The organism is Pseudomonas sp. CF161 (assembly GCF_000416215.1).
Lineage (GTDB): Bacteria > Pseudomonadota > Gammaproteobacteria > Pseudomonadales > Pseudomonadaceae > Aquipseudomonas.
Genome location: NZ_ATLP01000111.1, coordinates 77,662 through 94,891, shown reverse-complemented (window position 1 = coordinate 94,891; position 17,230 = coordinate 77,662). Strand labels below are relative to the sequence as shown.

Annotated in this window: 15 protein-coding genes and 1 riboswitch; of the genes, 6 read left to right on the top strand and 9 right to left on the bottom strand. The window is 62.1% G+C overall.

Features of this window, described 5'->3' with window-relative positions:
• Nucleotides 1-109: 109 nt before the first annotated feature.
• The 8 genes from CF161_RS25305 to CF161_RS25270 all read right to left on the bottom strand — a co-directional run bounded on the left by CF161_RS25305 (nucleotide 110) and on the right by CF161_RS25270 (nucleotide 9,821).
• Nucleotides 110-730, bottom strand: a complete 621-nt coding sequence (locus tag CF161_RS25305; RefSeq protein WP_020299473.1) for a TetR/AcrR family transcriptional regulator — start codon at nucleotides 728-730, stop codon at nucleotides 110-112.
• 61 nt (nucleotides 731-791) lie between these two features.
• Complete coding sequence (gene phaC / locus CF161_RS25300; protein ID WP_020299472.1) at nucleotides 792-2,474, bottom strand: class II poly(R)-hydroxyalkanoic acid synthase; 1,683 nt, start codon at nucleotides 2,472-2,474, stop codon at nucleotides 792-794.
• A gap of 107 nt (nucleotides 2,475-2,581) precedes the next feature.
• Nucleotides 2,582-3,439: a poly(3-hydroxyalkanoate) depolymerase gene (gene phaZ, locus CF161_RS25295; RefSeq protein WP_020299471.1), complete on the bottom strand. Its 858-nt coding sequence runs from the start codon at nucleotides 3,437-3,439 to the stop codon at nucleotides 2,582-2,584.
• Nucleotides 3,440-3,576: 137 nt separating this feature from the next.
• The gene (phaC, locus tag CF161_RS25290; protein ID WP_020299470.1) at nucleotides 3,577-5,256 is read right to left on the bottom strand and encodes a class II poly(R)-hydroxyalkanoic acid synthase; all 1,680 of its coding nucleotides are present in this window, start codon (nucleotides 5,254-5,256) and stop codon (nucleotides 3,577-3,579) included.
• 259 nt (nucleotides 5,257-5,515) lie between these two features.
• On the bottom strand, nucleotides 5,516-5,893 hold the full coding sequence (locus CF161_RS25285; RefSeq protein ID WP_020299469.1) for a gamma-butyrobetaine hydroxylase-like domain-containing protein: 378 nt from the start codon (nucleotides 5,891-5,893) through the stop codon (nucleotides 5,516-5,518).
• An 80-nt stretch (nucleotides 5,894-5,973) separates the two neighbouring features.
• Nucleotides 5,974-7,311: an ATP-dependent protease ATPase subunit HslU gene (hslU, locus tag CF161_RS25280; protein WP_020299468.1), complete on the bottom strand. Its 1,338-nt coding sequence runs from the start codon at nucleotides 7,309-7,311 to the stop codon at nucleotides 5,974-5,976.
• A gap of 57 nt (nucleotides 7,312-7,368) precedes the next feature.
• A complete protein-coding gene (gene hslV / locus CF161_RS25275; protein ID WP_020299467.1) occupies nucleotides 7,369-7,899 on the bottom strand; it encodes an ATP-dependent protease subunit HslV in 531 nt (176 codons plus the stop codon).
• Nucleotides 7,900-8,387: 488 nt separating this feature from the next.
• Nucleotides 8,388-9,821: a TolC family outer membrane protein gene (locus CF161_RS25270; protein ID WP_020299466.1), complete on the bottom strand. Its 1,434-nt coding sequence runs from the start codon at nucleotides 9,819-9,821 to the stop codon at nucleotides 8,388-8,390.
• Nucleotides 9,822-10,018: 197 nt separating this feature from the next.
• Nucleotides 10,019-10,123: riboswitch (TPP riboswitch) on the top strand.
• 165 nt (nucleotides 10,124-10,288) lie between these two features.
• On the opposite strand from CF161_RS25270, the gene thiC reads away from it, so the two are divergent.
• Both thiC and cytX read left to right on the top strand, forming a co-directional pair.
• Nucleotides 10,289-12,178, top strand: a complete 1,890-nt coding sequence (thiC, locus tag CF161_RS25265) for a phosphomethylpyrimidine synthase ThiC (RefSeq protein ID WP_020299465.1) — start codon at nucleotides 10,289-10,291, stop codon at nucleotides 12,176-12,178.
• A gap of 103 nt (nucleotides 12,179-12,281) precedes the next feature.
• Nucleotides 12,282-13,574 carry a putative hydroxymethylpyrimidine transporter CytX gene (gene cytX, locus CF161_RS25260; RefSeq protein WP_020299464.1) on the top strand — a complete coding sequence of 431 codons (1,293 nt, stop codon included), beginning with the start codon at nucleotides 12,282-12,284 and terminating at the stop codon, nucleotides 13,572-13,574.
• Here cytX and CF161_RS25255 read toward each other — a convergent pair.
• Nucleotides 13,543-14,289, bottom strand: coding sequence for an RsiV family protein (locus CF161_RS25255; RefSeq protein ID WP_020299463.1), 747 nt, complete (start codon nucleotides 14,287-14,289; stop codon nucleotides 13,543-13,545). The genes cytX and CF161_RS25255 overlap by 32 nt on opposite strands.
• A gap of 223 nt (nucleotides 14,290-14,512) precedes the next feature.
• Between CF161_RS25255 and CF161_RS25250 the strand changes: the two genes are divergently transcribed.
• From CF161_RS25250 to CF161_RS25235, 4 genes are all read left to right on the top strand, one after another.
• Nucleotides 14,513-15,130: an NUDIX domain-containing protein gene (locus tag CF161_RS25250; protein WP_020299462.1), complete on the top strand. Its 618-nt coding sequence runs from the start codon at nucleotides 14,513-14,515 to the stop codon at nucleotides 15,128-15,130.
• Complete coding sequence (locus CF161_RS25245) at nucleotides 15,121-15,573, top strand: DUF1249 domain-containing protein (RefSeq protein WP_020299461.1); 453 nt, start codon at nucleotides 15,121-15,123, stop codon at nucleotides 15,571-15,573. Before CF161_RS25250 ends, CF161_RS25245 begins: the two co-directional genes overlap by 10 nt.
• A 98-nt stretch (nucleotides 15,574-15,671) precedes the next feature.
• Nucleotides 15,672-16,487, top strand: coding sequence for a 3',5'-cyclic-AMP phosphodiesterase (gene cpdA, locus CF161_RS25240; protein WP_020299460.1), 816 nt, complete (start codon nucleotides 15,672-15,674; stop codon nucleotides 16,485-16,487).
• Between the two features lie 109 nt (nucleotides 16,488-16,596).
• A complete protein-coding gene (locus CF161_RS25235; protein ID WP_020299459.1) occupies nucleotides 16,597-17,205 on the top strand; it encodes a YqiA/YcfP family alpha/beta fold hydrolase in 609 nt (202 codons plus the stop codon).
• The last annotated feature ends 25 nt before the right edge of the window (nucleotides 17,206-17,230 follow it).

Sequence of the window (17,230 nt, the reverse complement as noted above, 5' to 3'; positions counted from 1 at the left end):
AGGTTTTGCAAAAACGCCCGGCCTGCAAAGGTCGGGCGTTTTTGTTGCGGCCCGTCAGGGCTTGAGTCCTGGGCTGCACTGCTTGCCGGTCAGCACTGCCGACAGTGGTTTATTCATGCTGGTCCAGATACTGGCGTGCCATCTGTTCGGTCGCGATCTTGGCCGGCGGCAGCAAGTGCGGCGCCACCAGCATCATGATCTGGTACACCACCAGCCGCACCTCGCCTTCGCGGTCGAGGATCCGCTGGTAGTCCAGGGAAAACAGCAAGGTCATGGTGATCTGTTCCACCAGTTGGCCCAGGGCCTGGGTGTCGCTGACCAACTGACCGGCCGCCTTGAGCCGGGCCAGCAAGGACGCCAGGGTGCGCTTGAGGGCATTGAGCAGGTTGCGAATGCCCCTGGCCAGTTTCGGCAGGCGCCCGGCCAGGTTCGACAGGTCCTGAAACAGAAAGCGGTAGTGCGCCAGGCGCTCGACGATCAGGTGCAAAAACAGCCAATAGTCTTCCGGAGCCAGCAGCGCATCGGCGGGCGGGTCCAGCAAGGGGGTCAGCTCGTTCTGGAAGCGCTCGAACAGGCCCAGGATCAACGGCTCCTTGCCGTGAAAGTGGTAGTAGAGGTTGCCGGGGCTGATCCCCATTTCATTGGCAACTTCCATGGTCGAGACATTGGGTTCGCCCTTTTGGTTGAACAATTGCAGGGCACATTCGAGGATCCGGTCGCGGGTTTTCATCCAGTCTTCTTGTTTGTTCCGTCAGGCCACGGCCCGCTGGCGGGCGTGGCACCAGGGTTGTTCAGCGTACGTGCACGTAAGTGCCGGGTGCCGCTTCCATGGGTGGGTAGTTCTGGTTGCCGAGGGTCATCTGGGTGTCGCGCTGGACGCCGGAACGCTCCTGAATCCAGCCCAGCCACTGCGTCCACCAACTGCCGTCGACGTGCTTGGCGTCGTAGTACCAGGCCCGCGGGTCGCTGCTGAGCTTGGGGTTTTCGACGTAGTTTGCCTTGGGGTTGCTCGGCGGGTTGAGGATGCTCTGCACGTGGCCGCTGTTGGACAGCACGAAGCGCCGCTCGCCGCCCAGCAGCAGGGTCGAGCGATACACCGCGTCCCAGGGCGTGATGTGATCGTTGATCCCGGCCACGCTGAAGCTGTCGACATTGACCTTCTGCAGGTCGATCGGCGTGCCGCAGACCTCCAGGCCCCCGGTATGGCTCAACGGGTTGTGTTTGAAGAAGTCCAGCAGGTCGCCGTGCAGCGCGGCCGGCAGGCGTGTGTTGTCGTTGTTCCAGTAGAGGATGTCGAACGCCGGTGGCTCTTTGCCCAGCAGGTAGTTGTTGACCCAGTAATTCCAGATCAGGTCGTTGGGGCGCATCCAGGCGAAGACTTTGGCCATGTCCCGGCCGTCCAGCACCCCTTGCTGGTAGGAGCGACGCTTGGCGGCCTCCAGGGTCTGTTCGTCGGCGAACAGGGTTGCCGGGCTGTCCATCTGGCTGTCGAGCAGGCTGACCAGGTAGCTGGCGCTGGACACCCGGCGCAACTGGCGCTTGGCCTGCAAATGGCCTTGCAGGGCGGCGATGGTCAGGCCTCCGGCGCAGGCGCCCATCAGGTTCACTTCGCGGCTGCCGGTGATCGCGCGGCACACATTCATCGCCTCTTCGGCGGCTTCGATGTAGCTGGAGAGCCCCCATTCGCGGTGGCGGATATCCGGGTTGCGCCAGCTGATCATGAAGGTCTGCAAGCCGTTTTTCAGGGCAAACTGGACGAAGCTGTTGGCCGGGCTGAGGTCGAAAATGTAGTACTTGTTGATTTGCGGCGGCACGATCAGCAAGGGCCTGGCGTACTGTTTCTCGCTCATCGGTTTGTACTGGATCAGTTCCAGCAGCTCGTTGCGAAACACCACCGAGCCTGGCGTGGTGGCCAGGGTCTTGCCGATCTCGAAGGCCTGTTTGGTGACCTGGCTGGGCAGGCCGTTGTTGTGCAGCAGGTCGTCCACCAGATGGCCAAGACCGCGGACCACGCTGTTGCCGCCGGAGTTGAACAGCTCCTTGATCGCCAGCGGGTTGAGCAAGGTGTTGGAGGGGGCGATGGCGTCATTGAGCAAGGTGAAGGCGAAATGCGCGCGGGCGCGGTCGTCGTCGCTCATGCCACTGTCGTCGATCCAGCTCCTGGTCTGCTTTTGCCAACTCAGGTACGCCTGCAGGCTGCGCCGGTAGAAGGGGTTCAGGCTCCAGGTCGGGTCGGCGAACCGACTGTCCTGGGGGTTGGGTTTGTGCAGGGTCTCGCCCAGCAGTACCCGACCCAATTGGCCGCCCAGGGCCAGGGCGTGCCGGGCGCTGTGCAGGGGGTTACGCAGGCCGTGAGCGGCCACGTTGCGCAGCGTCGACAACAGATCCCGGCCGCGCAGGCCGGTGATCGCGCTTTGAGCATTGATAAACGCGGCAGGCGTCGTCAACGAGCCTGTCGCTGGTTTGTCTCGCATGAGTCAACACTCCTTCGTCACCATCAACAAGCACACCAATCCAAGACAGACAACATAGTCGGTCCCGGGCCAACTTGCGCGCGAAGTCCTGTTCGACGTGCGCCTTCTCACGGACCGCTGAAAGGCGTCGGGTGCGGATGCATCACGGCCCGCTGCCGCTCCTCCTGGAGAAATTTCATGATGATCGGTGCAACCGCTTCGGCCCGGGTGATCAGAAACAGATGGCCGTCGTCGATGATGTGCAACTGAGCATTGGGGATGCGCCAGGCGAGCAGGCGCATATTGATCAGCGGGATCAGCGGGTCATCGTCACCGGCCAGCACCAGGGTCGGCTGATGGATCTTGTGCAGCCAGTGGATGCTGGTCCAGCCCATGCCGGCGAACAATTGCCAGTAGTAGCCCAGCTTGCCCGCCGAGCGCACCTTGGCCGCGTGCTCTGCGGCCAAGGACGGATCGCGACGGAAAGCGCCGCCGTAGATCATCGGCGCGATGCGAATCACGTGGGAAGGCTGAATGTAGCGCCGTGGACTGGCCATCATCCACAGCACCTTGGGTTTGCCCGGCACCATAAAGGCGCCGGCGGCAGTCGCGGCCAGCACCAGTTTCTTGCAGCGTTCGGGATAGTCGTAGGCGAACTGCTGGGCCAGGGCGCCGCCCCACGACACGCCCACCGCATTGACCTGGCCGTAGTCGAGGTAATCGAGCATGCGCGCGGTCAGCTTGGCCAGGCCGGGAAAGCGGTAAGGGTGGCTGGGCGTCGAGGAGCCGCCGACGCCTGGCACATCGAACGCGATGACTTCCAGGTCCGGGTCCAGGGCCTGGACGAACGGAAACACCAGCTCCAGGTTGGCGCCGATGCCGTTGAAAATCAGCAGCGGGGTCAAGTGCGGCTTGCCTGGGCGTACCGCGGTGCGGATGGTCTGTCCATCCAGATCGACGGTACGAAATATGAACGGTTGAGGCATGCCTGGACCCTGTGAATTAAACCGCCGGAACCGCCATCGTGGCGGAATCCGGATGACCCGAGGCGGGTATCCGCCTCGTCGAACAGTAGGGTTGACGGCACCTCCAGGTGCCGGGTTGGTCATGGCCGACGGACGGTTTACCGCTCGTGGACATAGGTGCCGGGTGCGGCTTCGGCGGCGGCGAATTTCTTGTTGCCCAGGGCGGTCGGCGACGCTTTCAGCTTGCCCGAGCGCTCGGCCTGCCAGGCCTGCCAGTGCAGCCACCAGGAGTCGGTGTGCTTGGTGGAGTTTTCCTGCCAGTCGTCGGGCTTGTCGGTCATTCCGGTGCCGGTCATGTAACGCGACTTGGGGTTGCCCGGCGGGTTGAGAATGCTCTGGATATGGCCGCTGCTGGACAGCACGAACTCGACGTTGCCGCCAAACAGCTGGGCTGACTTGTAGCAGGACTTCCACGGCGTGATGTGATCGTTGGTACCGGCCAGGGAGAAGATGTCGGCGGTGACTTGTTTCAGGTCGATCGGCGTGCCGCACACTTCCAGTGCATTGGGCCGGATCAGTGGGTTGTTTTTGAACATCTCGATCAGGTCGCCGTGGAATGCCGCCGGCAGCCGGGTGGTGTCGTTGTTCCAGAACAGGATGTCGAACACCGGCGGCTCGTTGCCCAACAGGTAGTTATTGACCCAGTAGTTCCAGATCAGGTCGTTGGGCCGCATCCAGGCGAAGACTTTCGCCATGTCGCGCCCTTCCAGGACGCCGGCCTGGTAGGAGTGGCGCTTGGCCGCCTCCAGCGTCTGCTCGTCGACAAACAACGCCACGTCGCTGTCCAGGGTGGTGTCGAGCACGCTCACCAGCAAGGTCAGGGCGTTGACCTTCTTCTCGCCGATCGCGGCGTAGTGCCCGAGCAGGGCGGTGCAGGTAATGCCGCCGGAGCAGGCGCCGAGCATGTTCACGTCTTTGCTGCCGGTGATCGCGGTGACCACATCGACCGCTTCCTTGAGCGCTTCGATATAGGTCGACAGGCCCCACTCGCGCTGGGCCTTGGTCGGGTTGCGCCAACTGATGATAAAAGTCTGCACGTTGTTGCGCAGGCAGAAGCGCGCCAGGCTTTTGTCGGGGCTGAGGTCGAAGACATAGAACTTGTTGATCTGCGGCGGCACCACCAGCAGGGGGCGCTCGTGCACTTGTTCGGTGATCGGGCGGTATTGGATCAATTCCAGCACGTCGTTGCGAAACACCACCGCGCCTTCGCTGGTGCCCAGGTTTTTGCCGACTTCAAAGGCGTCCATGTTGACCTGGCTGGGCATGCCGCCGTTGTGCACCAGGTCCTTGGCCAGATGAGACAGGCCGTCAAGCAGGCTCTTACCGCCGGTTTCGAAGAAGCGCTTGACCGCCGCCGGGTTGGCCGCACTGTTGGTCGGTGCCATGGCTTCGGTCATCAGGTTGATCACGAAATGCCCGCGGCTGATGTCTTTGGGCGAGAGGTTACTGTCGGCGATCCAGTCGTGGAGCTCCTTGCGCCACGCCAGGTAGGTTTGCAGGTAACGCTTGTAGAGCGGGTTCTGGCTCCAGGCCGGATCATTGAAGCGACGGTCATCGCCAGCCGGTTGCAACTGCGATTTGCCGAACAGCACGTTTTTCAGTTCAAGACCGAAATGGGTGACGTGCTTGACGCTGTGAAGCGGTTGTTTGATGGCCTGGGTGAGCACCATGCGAGCAGAGCCAAGAAGATCCTTTCGACGCAAGCCAATGACCGGATTCAGCCCCAGGGTGTTTTCCGAGGCTTGGGCTTTCAGGTCATCGTTATTCTTGTTACTCATCTACGACGCTCCATTGTCCTGAGACGAGTACCAGACCTGCTGTGTAGTCACACAGCAAAGATGCCAGGTACTACTGCTCGGGTGACCGTTGATTCCACATCGCTGCTTTGTTGCTGCACAAAGCATTGCAGGGAACTTGCCAGCTCCATTGGTTACCCGAGTTTAATTTTTTTCGCAAGCAGGCCAATGCATGGCACTGCGGCCAAGCATTCAATCAGATGAAATTAGAAAATGCGTTCTAATCAGTTGGAGGCTTGAGTTAGAGCATCAGCTTGACGATCGACTCGCTCGGATCGCGGGATTTTCCAGCCGCTTTGAGCTCGGCCAAATAATCGTTCCACAGCGTGTCCTGGCGCACAGCCAGCTGGTACAGGTAATCCCAGGTGAACAGGCCGCTGTCATGACCGTCGTCGAAGGTCAATTTCAGTGCGTACTGGCCGGCGGGTTCGACCTTGGTCAGGCCGACGTTGATCTTGCCCCATTGCAGGATGGGTTTGCCGTGGCCCTGGACCTCGGCGGAAGGAGAGTGCACGCGCAACAGCTCGGCGGGCAGGTGATAGACTTCGTCCAGCCCATAGGTCAGGGTCAGGGTTTTCGAGGCTTTGTGCAGGTTGATGGCAGTCGGGAGTTTGGTCATGGGGGGCAGCTTAAAGCTGCGAGCTGCAAGCCACAAGATGACCGCGGTCAACTTGCAGCTTGTCGCTCGCCATGGGGCGCTTAAAGGATGTAGCGCGACAGGTCTTCGTTCTGCGCCAATTCGCCGAGGTGGCTGTTGACGTAGGCGGCGTCGATGCGGATCGGCTCTTCGCCATGGGCGCTGGCCAGGTCACCGGCGCTGAACGACACCTCTTCGAGCAGGCGCTCAAGCAGGGTGTGCAGGCGGCGTGCACCGATGTTCTCGGTCTTCTCGTTGACCTGCCAGGCGATTTCCGCCAGGCGCTTGATGCCGTCGGGCAGGAACTCGATGGCCAGGCCTTCGGTTTTCAGCAACTCGCGATACTGCTCGGTCAACGAAGCATGGGGCTCGCTGAGGATGCGCTCGAAGTCGCCAGGGGTCAGGGCCTTGAGTTCGACGCGGATCGGCAGCCGGCCTTGCAGCTCGGGGACCAGGTCGCTCGGTTTGCTCAGGTGGAAAGCGCCGGAGGCGATGAACAGGATGTGGTCGGTCTTGACCATGCCCAGCTTGGTATTGACCGTGCAACCTTCGATCAGCGGCAGCAGGTCGCGCTGCACGCCTTCCCGGGAGACGTCGACGCCGCCCGAGTTGCCGCGCTTGGCGACCTTGTCGATTTCGTCGATGAACACGATGCCGTGCTGCTCGACCGCTTCCAGGGCCTTGGCTTTCAATTCTTCATCGTTGACCAGGCGCCCGGCTTCTTCGTCGCGCACCAGCTTCAGCGCTTCCTTGACCTTGAGCTTGCGGTTCTTGCGCTTGCCCTTGCCCATGTTGGCGAACAGGCTTTGCAGCTGGTTGGTCATTTCTTCCATGCCCGGTGGCGCGGAGATATCGACGCCGGCGCTTTCGGCGACTTCGATCTCGATCTCCTTGTCATCCAGTTGCCCTTCGCGCAGGCGCTTGCGGAACAGCTGGCGGGTGTTGGAGTCCTGGGCGGGAGCGTCGTCGCTGCTGAACCCCATGCGTGCCGGGGGCAGCAGGGCGTCGAGAATGCGCTCTTCGGCAGCATCTTCGGCGCGATGGCGAACCTTGATGATTTCCTGCTCGCGAAACAGTTTGATCGCGGCATCGGCCAGGTCACGAATGATCGACTCGACATCGCGGCCGACGTAGCCGACTTCGGTGAACTTGGTCGCTTCAACCTTGATGAACGGCGCGTTGGCCAGCTTGGCCAGGCGGCGGGCGATTTCGGTCTTGCCGACGCCGGTCGGGCCGATCATCAGGATGTTCTTGGGGGTCACTTCAACGCGCAGCTCTTCCGGCAGCTGCATCCGGCGCCAGCGGTTACGCAGGGCGATGGCGACGGCGCGCTTGGCATCGTCCTGGCCGATGATATGGCGGTTGAGTTCGTGGACGATTTCGCGGGGAGTCATGGACATAGTAGTTGGCGGTCCTCAAGCAAGAATAAATACCGTGGCCCTGGGCCTGTACCGGATTTATTCCGCGAGATCCTGCTCCTCAATGGTGATGTTGTGGTTGGTGAATACGCAGATGTCGCCGGCGATGCCGAGGGCGGTTTCAACGATTTCCCGGGCCGACAGGTCGGTTTTCTTCAGCAGGGCGCTGGCTGCGGCCTGGGCGAAGGCGCCGCCGGAACCCATGGCGATCAGGCCGTCTTCGGGTTCGACCACGTCACCGTTGCCGGTGATGATCAGGGACGCGTCCTTGTTGGCCACGGCGAGCATGGCTTCCAGGCGGCTCAGGGAGCGATCGGTACGCCATTCCTTGGCCAGCTCGACAGCGGCGCGGACCAGATGGCCCTGGTGTTTTTCCAACTGGCCTTCGAAGCGCTCGAACAGGGTGAAGGCGTCAGCGGTGGCACCGGCGAAGCCGGCAATGACTTCACCGTGGTACAGGCGGCGCACTTTTTTGGCGTTGCCTTTCATCACGGTATTGCCCAGAGAAACCTGGCCGTCGCCGCCCATGACGACTTTGCCGTGGCGGCGAACTGAAACGATGGTGGTCAAGGGAGAGTCTCCACGCTGCGGGGCGAAAATGCCCTGATGGAAACTCATATGGGGGTGGTGAGAGGTTTTTCAACCGTAGGGCGGGGATAGAGACGAGCGGTGAGACGGGTCTAATGTCACAGAGTGTGACTTGCCAGACAGCACGGCCGCACGCTGTAGGGAGGGGCAGCGTGGCTGTCACTGACACTCCAGCGGCGGTCCTGATGGCCAGCGCAGCCTCGGGCCTCGGCAGCGGCTACAGATGAGTCGCAATAAAAAGGCCACCCGCTTGGGTAATGCCAGGCAGTTAAGGGCAGGAGCTTTCATTGTGGCGAGGGAGCTTGCTCCCGCTGGGCCGCGCAGCGGCCCCAAAAAGGCGACTGCTACGCCCCGGAGCCCCGGCCGGCCCAACGGGAGCAAGCTCCCTCGCCACAGGTTATGTTTCGTTCGCTCTAGCGCTTAACTGATCGGCATTCCCGCTTGGGTGGCCTTTTTTACTGCCGGTGGGCTCAAGGGCGGGCTTTAAGCTGCTCTTGCGCGGCTTTGGCCAGGTCCGGCGGCAGGAAGTCGCGGTCCGGGTTGTAGTCGGCCTTGAGGTAGCGCGACAGGTCTTGCAGGTCGCCCGGGCTCAGGGTGCCCGCCGCCTGCTTGAGGCGCAGGTTGTCGAGGATGTAGTCGTAGCGGCTGTTGTTGTAGTTGCGCACCGAGGTGTACAGCTGGCGCTGGGCGTCGAGTACATCGACGATATTGCGCGTGCCCACCTGGTAGCCGATTTCGGTGGCTTCCACCGCGCTCTGGTTGGAGATGATCGACTGGCGACGGGCTTGCACCTGTTCGACATCGGTGTTCACCGCGCGGTGCAGGTTGCGGGTGTTTTCCACCACCTGGCGGCGCAGGCCTTCGCGTTGCTGTTCGGTCTGGCTCAGGCGCGAATAGGACTCGCGCACCTGGGAGCTGGTCAGGCCGCCGCTGAAGATCGGAATATTCAGCTGCAGGCCGACGGTGCGCTGCTCGACGTCGCTGCCATAGCGCTGGCCCAGAGGGTTGGGGTTGCTGAAACCGAGGGCGTCGTTATCGCCTTTCTTGTACTGCGCCACCGCGTCCAGGGTCGGTGCGTGGCCGGCCTTGCGCTGCTTGAGGGTTTCTTCGGCGGCGCTGACCGCGTAGTTGCTGGCCAGTAGGTTGAGGTTCTGTCGAGCGGCGGTGTCGACCCAGGACTTGGCGTCGTTCGGCGTCGGCGCCAGTACCGGCAAGGTGTGGACAATGCCCTGGATCGAGTTGTACTCGCGGTTGGTCAGGGTGATCAGTGCTTCGAAGGCATCGTCCACCTGGCGCTGGGCGAGGATCCGGTTGGCCCGCGCCGTGTCGTAGCTGGCCTGGGATTGCAGGACGTCGGTCTTGTCCGAAAGGCCGACATCGAAGCGCTCGTTGGACTGGTCCAGCTGGCGCTTGAAGGCGGATTCCTCGGCCTTGGTCGAGGCCAGGTTGTCCTGGGCGCGCAGCACTGCGAAGTAGTTTTCGGCGGACTGCAGGATCAGGTTCTGCTCGGTGGCCGACAGTTGCAGGGCCGCCTGTTCATTGATGTCTTTGGCGGCTTGCAGTTGGAACCAGCGGTCGGCGCGGAACAACGGTTGAGCCAGGGTCGCCTGGTACACGGTGCCGCTGCGGGTGGCGGTCATCGACGGTTCGTCGAACTTGGTTCGGGTGTTGTTCATGTCGGCGCCGGCCGAAAGATTGGGCAGAAGGCCGGCACGTGCCTGGGGCACGACTTCTTTCTGTGCGCCGTATTGGGCGCGGGCGGCGGCCAGGTCGGCGTTGTTGTCCACGGCTTCCTGGTAGACGCTGACCAGATCGGTCTTGGTGGTTAAGGGCGCTTCTGCTGCCCAGGCCAATCCATTGGACGCACAAGACACGGCAAGGGCCAGTGAGAGTTTGCGCAGCATGAGACGATCCCTAGAGTTGATATTACGGCGATAATTCAAGCGCCAAGGCTACGGCGCGGCCCGTGGAGCGTCAAGGCGCTGCACAGCCCCGCGAGTGTAGATGTGCTGACCTGTCGCAACAATCCTGCAATTACGCCATTCATCATGCTGATTGCACGGGCATTGGCATTGGGCCCGGACTTTGGTCTAGACTGCGCCAGTTCTTGTCGGGGTGCCTTGCTATGAGGCTGAGATCGGATAATCCGGATCCCGTTGAACCTGATCAGGTTAGCGCCTGCGTAGGGAACAAGATTTCTCGTCACCCGGCGAGTCCTCTTGTGCTTCGTCCGGGATGTTGTTCGACAATCGAACACCCCTCGAGCACTGAGCACAGCACCCACTGGTTTTTTCAGTGACGCGTGCGTCCATTCGTTACAGGTTCGCTCCGACAAAAATCCACTGCCTGGATGCTGTCTGGAGAGCCCGTGATGACTACAAAACTAAAAAGCGCAACCAACCTGAGTGACTCGGCCAAGGTCGATCAGCAATCGGTTCAGCCCTTTACTCGCTCGCAAAAAATCTACGTCCAGGGTTCGCGCCCGGACATCCTCGTGCCGATGCGCGAAATCAGCCTCGATGTGACCCCCACCGACTTTGGCGGCGAGATCAACGCGCCGGTCGTGGTCTACGACACCTCGGGCCCGTACACCGACCCCAACGTCATCATCGATGTGCGCAAAGGCCTGGCCGATGTGCGTTCGCCGTGGATCGAAGCCCGTGGCGACACCGAGCGCCTGCCGGGCCTGAGCTCCAACTTCGGCCAGGAACGCCTGGCCGATGCCGAGCTGACCAAGCTGCGCTTCGCCCACGTCAACAACCCGCGCCGGGCCAAGGCCGGGGCCAACGTCAGCCAGATGCACTACGCGCGCCAGGGCATCATCACCGCCGAGATGGAATACGTCGCCATCCGCGAAAACATGAAGCTCGAAGTGGCCCGGGCTGCTGGCCTGCTCGATCAACAACACGCCGGCCACAGCTTTGGCGCCAGCGTGCCGAAAATCATCACCCCCGAATTTGTCCGTGAAGAAATCGCCCGCGGTCGCGCGATCATTCCGGCCAACATCAACCACACCGAACTGGAACCGATGATCATCGGCCGTAACTTCCTGGTGAAGATCAACGGCAACATCGGCAACAGCGCCCTGGGTTCGTCCATCGAAGAAGAAGTGGCGAAACTGACCTGGGGCATCCGCTGGGGTTCGGACACGGTCATGGACCTGTCCACCGGCAAGCACATCCACGAAACCCGCGAGTGGATCATCCGCAACTCGCCGGTGCCGATCGGCACCGTACCGATCTACCAGGCCCTGGAAAAAGTCGGCGGCGCCGCCGAAGACCTGACCTGGGAGCTGTTCCGCGACACCCTGATCGAACAGGCCGAGCAGGGCGTGGACTACTTCACCATCCACGCCGGCGTGTTGCTGCGCTATGTGCCACTGACTGCCAAGCGCGTGACCGGCATCGTTTCCCGGGGCGGCTCGATCATGGCCAAGTGGTGCCTGGCGCACCACAAAGAGAACTTCCTCTACACCCATTTCGAAGACATCTGCGAAATCATGAAGGCCTACGACGTCAGCTTCTCGCTGGGCGATGGCCTGCGTCCGGGCTCGATTGCCGACGCCAACGACGCTGCGCAATTCGGTGAGCTGGAAACCCTCGGCGAACTGACGAAGATCGCCTGGAAACACGACGTGCAGTGCATGATCGAAGGCCCGGGCCATGTACCGATGCAGTTGATCAAAGAGAACATGGACAAGCAGCTGGAGTGCTGCGACGAGGCGCCGTTCTACACCCTCGGCCCGCTGACCACCGACATCGCTCCGGGCTATGACCACATCACCTCCGGCATCGGCGCGGCGATGATCGGCTGGTTCGGTTGCGCCATGCTCTGCTACGTCACGCCCAAGGAACACCTGGGCCTGCCGAACAAGGATGACGTGAAGACCGGGATCATCACCTACAAGATCGCCGCCCACGCGGCCGACCTTGCCAAGGGCCACCCCGGTGCGCAGATCCGCGACAACGCCCTGTCCAAGGCGCGCTTCGAGTTCCGCTGGGAAGACCAGTTCAACCTCGGCCTGGACCCGGACACCGCGCGCTCGTACCACGATGAAACCCTGCCGAAGGATTCGGCCAAGGTCGCGCATTTCTGCTCGATGTGCGGGCCGAAGTTCTGCTCGATGAAAATCACCCAGGAAGTCCGTGAGTACGCGGCCAACCAGCGGATCGAGGCCATCGACGTGGACGTTGCCCAGGGCCTGGCGGAACAGGCCGAGCGCTTCAAGCAGGAAGGCAGCCAGCTGTACAAGAAGGTTTAAGCCGCAAGCGGCAGGCTGCAAGTTGCAAGCGAGGGCGCCGCGCCTTTGCTTGCGGCTTGAAGCTGGCCGCTGCGTTTCTCTGTCCCTCTCTGAGTCTCTCCCCTTGAGCATTCAACCCAGCACCTATTCCCCGGATATCGCGGTGCCCACCGACAAGCGTGTGTTTGGCGGCCGCGATCTGTTTTCCCTGTGGTTTTCCCTCGGCATCGGCCTGATGGTGTTGCAGACCGGTGCCTTGCTGGCGCCTGGCCTGGGCATGTCCGGCTCGTTGCTGGCGATTTTTTTCGGCACGGCGGTGGGCGTGCTGCTACTGGCCGCGGTCGGTGTGATCGGCAGTGACACCGGCCTGTCGTCGATGGCGGCGCTCAAGCTCAGCCTCGGCAACCGTGGCGCCAGCCTGCCGGCGTTGCTCAACCTGCTGCAACTGGTGGGTTGGGGCTCGTTTGAAATCATCGTCATGCGCGATGCGGCCAGCCTGCTCGGCGCCCGCGCCTTCAGCGACGGCAGCCTGTGGAGCAATCCCGTGCTCTGGACCCTGTTTTTCGGTGCCCTGGCGACCCTGCTCGCGGTCAGTGGCCCGTTGACCTTTGTCCGCCAGATCCTGCGCAAATGGGGCATCTGGCTGCTGCTGGCGGCCTGCCTGTGGCTGACCTGGAACCTGCTGGCCAAGGTCGATCTGCCGGCCTTGTGGGCTCAGGCCGGTGACGGTTCGATGCAGTTTGCGGTGGGGTTTGACATTGCGATCGCCATGCCGCTGTCCTGGCTGCCGTTGATTGCCGATTACTCACGCTTCGGCAAGCGCGCCAGGAGCGTGTTCGGCGGCACCGCGCTGGGCTTCTTTATCGGTAACTTGTGGCTGATGAGCCTGGGCGTGGCCTACACCCTGGCCTTTGCTCCGAGCGGTGAGGTCAATGCGCTGCTGCTGGCATTGGCGGGGGCCGGCCTGGGGATTCCGTTGTTGCTGATTCTGCTGGATGAGTCGGAAAACGCCTTCGCCGACATTCACTCGGCGGCGGTCTCCAGCGGGATTCTGCTGCGCCTCAAGGTCGAGCACCTGGCCCTGGCCATCGGCGTGCTCTGCACCGTGATCGCCTGCCTGGCGCCACTGGCGCAGTACCAGAATTTCCTGTTGCTGATCGGCTCGGTCTTCGCGCCGCTGTTCGGCGTGGTGCTGGTGGATCACTTCATCCTGCGCAAACGCAGGGCCCAGGTCTCGGCTGCGAACTTGCGCTGGCCGGCGCTGCTGGCCTGGCTGGGTGGGGTCAGCACCTATCACTTGCTGGCCAACTTCTACCCGGATATCGGCGCAACCCTGCCGTCACTGATTCTGGCAGGGCTGCTGCAATGGCTGCTGGGCCGTGCCTTCAGTTACGGGCGGGAAACAGCTCGGGTTTGAGGATGCCGTTCAGGCGGTTGTAGGGGATCTTCAGTTCAACGTGGCCGAGGGCGTAAGGCGCGATCACCGACACGTTGTACTTGAGGATCACGCCGCCTGAGGTCAGTGCCACATTCGGGGTTTTCTGGAACGGCCAGCTCTTGATGTACTCCGGCTCCTGATCCAGCTTGGTGCTGATCAGCCAGCTGTTGTGTGCCACTTGCGCGGCTTTCCAGAAGTTGTCTTCCTGCCCCGGCAACAGCATGTCGGCGAGGTTCAGCGCCTTGTGCTGCGCCCGTGAATAGTTGATGAAGCCGCGGCCCGGCGTGCCATGGGCGGCTCCGGTATCCAGATAACTGGCCAGCTCGATGATCACCAAGCCGTCATGCTGCTCACGTACCTTGGCTTGCAAATACATGCTGTTGCGGCTGGGGGCGTCGCGTAAAAACGTCTGCCGATAGGCGTTGAGTGTCGCCGGAACCGAGTCTTGCGGGCTGGTGCGGGTCATCTGCAACAGGCGCTTTTCGATGACGGCGTCCAGTTGCGGTTCGTCCGGGAAGTGCACGGTGTCGATATTGACCAGTGGGCAGTCCGGGGCATTGCACCCGGGCTTGATCTGCTCCGACTTGTCGCTGGTGGTGCTCAGCGGGGTCTTGTAGCTGGGCTGGAACAGGCTTTGGCAGGCGCCCAGGGTCAGGGCGATACAGGCCACGGAGGCGATTTTGGCAAGCGACATGGGCGTCCTTCATAAACCAGGGGGGAGCGAAAGTTACCGGCTTCGACTGTCGGCGAGGCAGTCAGTTCGCCACTAAGCTCATTACAGGCAATTAGATTAGGTTTGCCCCCTCGCCGTCTATCCCGCTGACAGGAAAGGGGCTGCATCCGGGGTCGCGGGCGCGTTAGGATGGCGCGAAGTCGAGGGGGATCCTCGCAAGAACAGGCAGTAGACGAGGATTGCTATGACTGACTTTGCCAACGCCACGCCGAGCGCGGTCGATATTGTCCGCCGCGAAAAATGCTACCAGGGCTTCTACCAGCTCGATCGGCTGCACCTGCGCCATGAGCTGTTTGCCGGTGGCATGGGCAACGAGATCAGCCGCGAAGTATTCGTGCGTCATGATGCCGTGTGCATGCTGCCTTACGACCCGCAGCGCGATGAAGTGGTGCTGATCGAACAGTTCCGCGTCGGTGTCCTGGGCAAGACCGGCAACCCATGGCTGATCGAACTGGTGGCCGGCCTGATCGACAAGGACGAACAACCGGAACAGGTTGCTCACCGCGAGGCGCAGGAGGAAGCTGGGCTGGACATCAGTGCGCTGTGGCCGATGACCAAATATTTTCCATCGCCGGGGGGCAGCACCGAGTTCGTTCATCTGTTTCTCGGACGCTGCGACAGCCGTGGCGTCGGCGGCCTGCACGGGCTGGTGGAGGAGGGTGAAGACATACGCGTGTCGGTCTGGGCTTTTGAAGACGCGCTGCAGGCGGTACGGGATGGGCGGATTTCCAACGCGGCGAGCATCATTGCCTTGCAATGGCTGGCTCTGAATCGCGCTGAAGTGAGGGGGCTATGGTCGTAAACAAGCAACGCGACCGCTATCGGGTCGATCTGGTGGGGCTGCAAACCTCCTGCGAGGCCAACTACGCTCGCTTGATGCGCCTCTTGCCCGACATGCGCAACCAGCCGGTCGCCCGGCGCATTGCGGTGACCCAGGGCGATCAGATGCTCGGCGTGCTGGCCCTCGAAGTGCTGCAGGCCTGCCCCTATACCACCACCTTGCAGGTGCGCCAGGAGCACAGCCTGCCGTGGCTGCCGGTGCCGCAGCTGGAAGTGCAGGTGTACCACGACGCGCGCATGGCCGAAGTGATCAGCGCCGAACATGCCCGGCGTTTTCGCGGCATTTATCCTTATCCCAATGCGCACATGCACCAGCCGGACGAGAAGGCCCAGCTCAACGTATTCCTGGGTGAATGGCTGAGCCATTGCCTGGCCTGCGGCCATGAATTCGAAGCCGTGCGCTAGTTGTGAACTGCGTCCGGTTCGCCGGTTTCCTCTTTTGAATTTCCCCCAGCATAATTGCGCCAACTTTTATATCCCGTGACACGCCCTGGGAGACCGCCTTGCCGAGCGTATCCACTCTGACCACCGACGATAGCGCGTTGCTGGTGCAACTCTCCGACAGTCACCTGTTTGCCGAGGCGGACGGCACCCTGCTGGGCATGAATACCTGCGACAGCCTGCAACGGGTGATCGAGCTGGTGCTGGCCCAGCAGCCGAAGATCGACCTGCTGCTGGCCACCGGCGATCTGTCCCAGGACGGCAGCCTGGAGTCCTACCAGCGTTTTCGCCAGATGAGCGCATCCATCGCCGCCCCCGCGCGCTGGATCCCGGGCAATCACGATGAACCCCAGATCATGGCCCAGGCCGTCACCCAAAGCCCGCTGCTCGAGCCGGTGGTGGACATCGGCAATTGGCGCGTGACCCTGCTCGACTCGGCGGTGCCGGGCTCGGTGCCGGGTTATCTGCAGGATGAACAACTGCAACTGCTGGTCCGTTCCTTGAGCGAGGCGCCTGATCGCCATCACCTGGTGTGCCTGCACCATCACCCGGTGTCCATTGGCTGCGCGTGGATGGAACCGATCGGCCTGCGCAACCGCGAAGCATTGTTCGCCGTCCTTGAGCGCTTCCCTCAGGCGCGAGCGGTGCTTTGGGGCCATGTGCACCAGGAGATCGACCGCTTGCACGGCAGCCTGCGGTTGCTGGCATCACCCTCGACCTGCATTCAGTTCGAGCCCGGCAGCGAGGATTTTAAGGTCGATGAGCAGGCGCCGGGTTATCGCTGGCTGCGGTTGCTGCCCGATGGCGGCCTGGAAACCGGCGTCGAGCGGGTGACCGGCTTTGATTTCGAGGTCGACTACGGCAGCGACGGCTACTGAGCCCGGGCTGCCTGTCGCCACGGCGGGACAAGTCGATACACCTGAAGGCAAGTCAATCCGCCAGACTCCCTGTAAACTGCGCCCTTTGCTTGATGCCTAGGGAGCTCGCATGTCCGGTTCGATCCTGTATATCCACGGTTTCAACAGCGCGCCGGCGTCGCAGAAGGCCTGTCAGTTGAGTTCGGTGATGAGCACCCTGGGGCTGTCCGATCAACTGCGGGTTCCGGCCCTGCATCATCACCCGCGCGAGGCGATGGTCCAGCTGGAGCAGGCGATTGCCGAGCTCGGAAGGCCATTGCTGGTCGGCAGCTCGCTCGGCGGCTACTATGCCACTCACCTTGCCGAGCGCCATGGCTTGAAAGCCCTGTTGGTCAACCCCGCTGTCAGTCCGCATCGGATGTTCGACGGCTACCTGGGCACGCAGAAAAACCTGTACACCGATGAAACCTGGGAACTGACCCACGACCATGTAGCGGCCCTGGCCGAACTGGAAGTGCCGCCGCCCCAGGACCCCCAGCGCTATCAGGTGTGGTTGCAGACGGGTGACGAGACTCTGGACTATCGCAGCGCTCAGCTGTATTACCGTGCCTGTGCCTTGCGCATTCAAGCCGGCGGCGACCACGGTTTCCAGGGTTTTGCCGGACAATTACCGGCGTTGTTGAGTTTTGCCGGCATTGGCACAGATCAGTACCAGGCGATCGATTTCACTGCACTGTGAAGCCGCGCCTCTATTTTCATTGAAC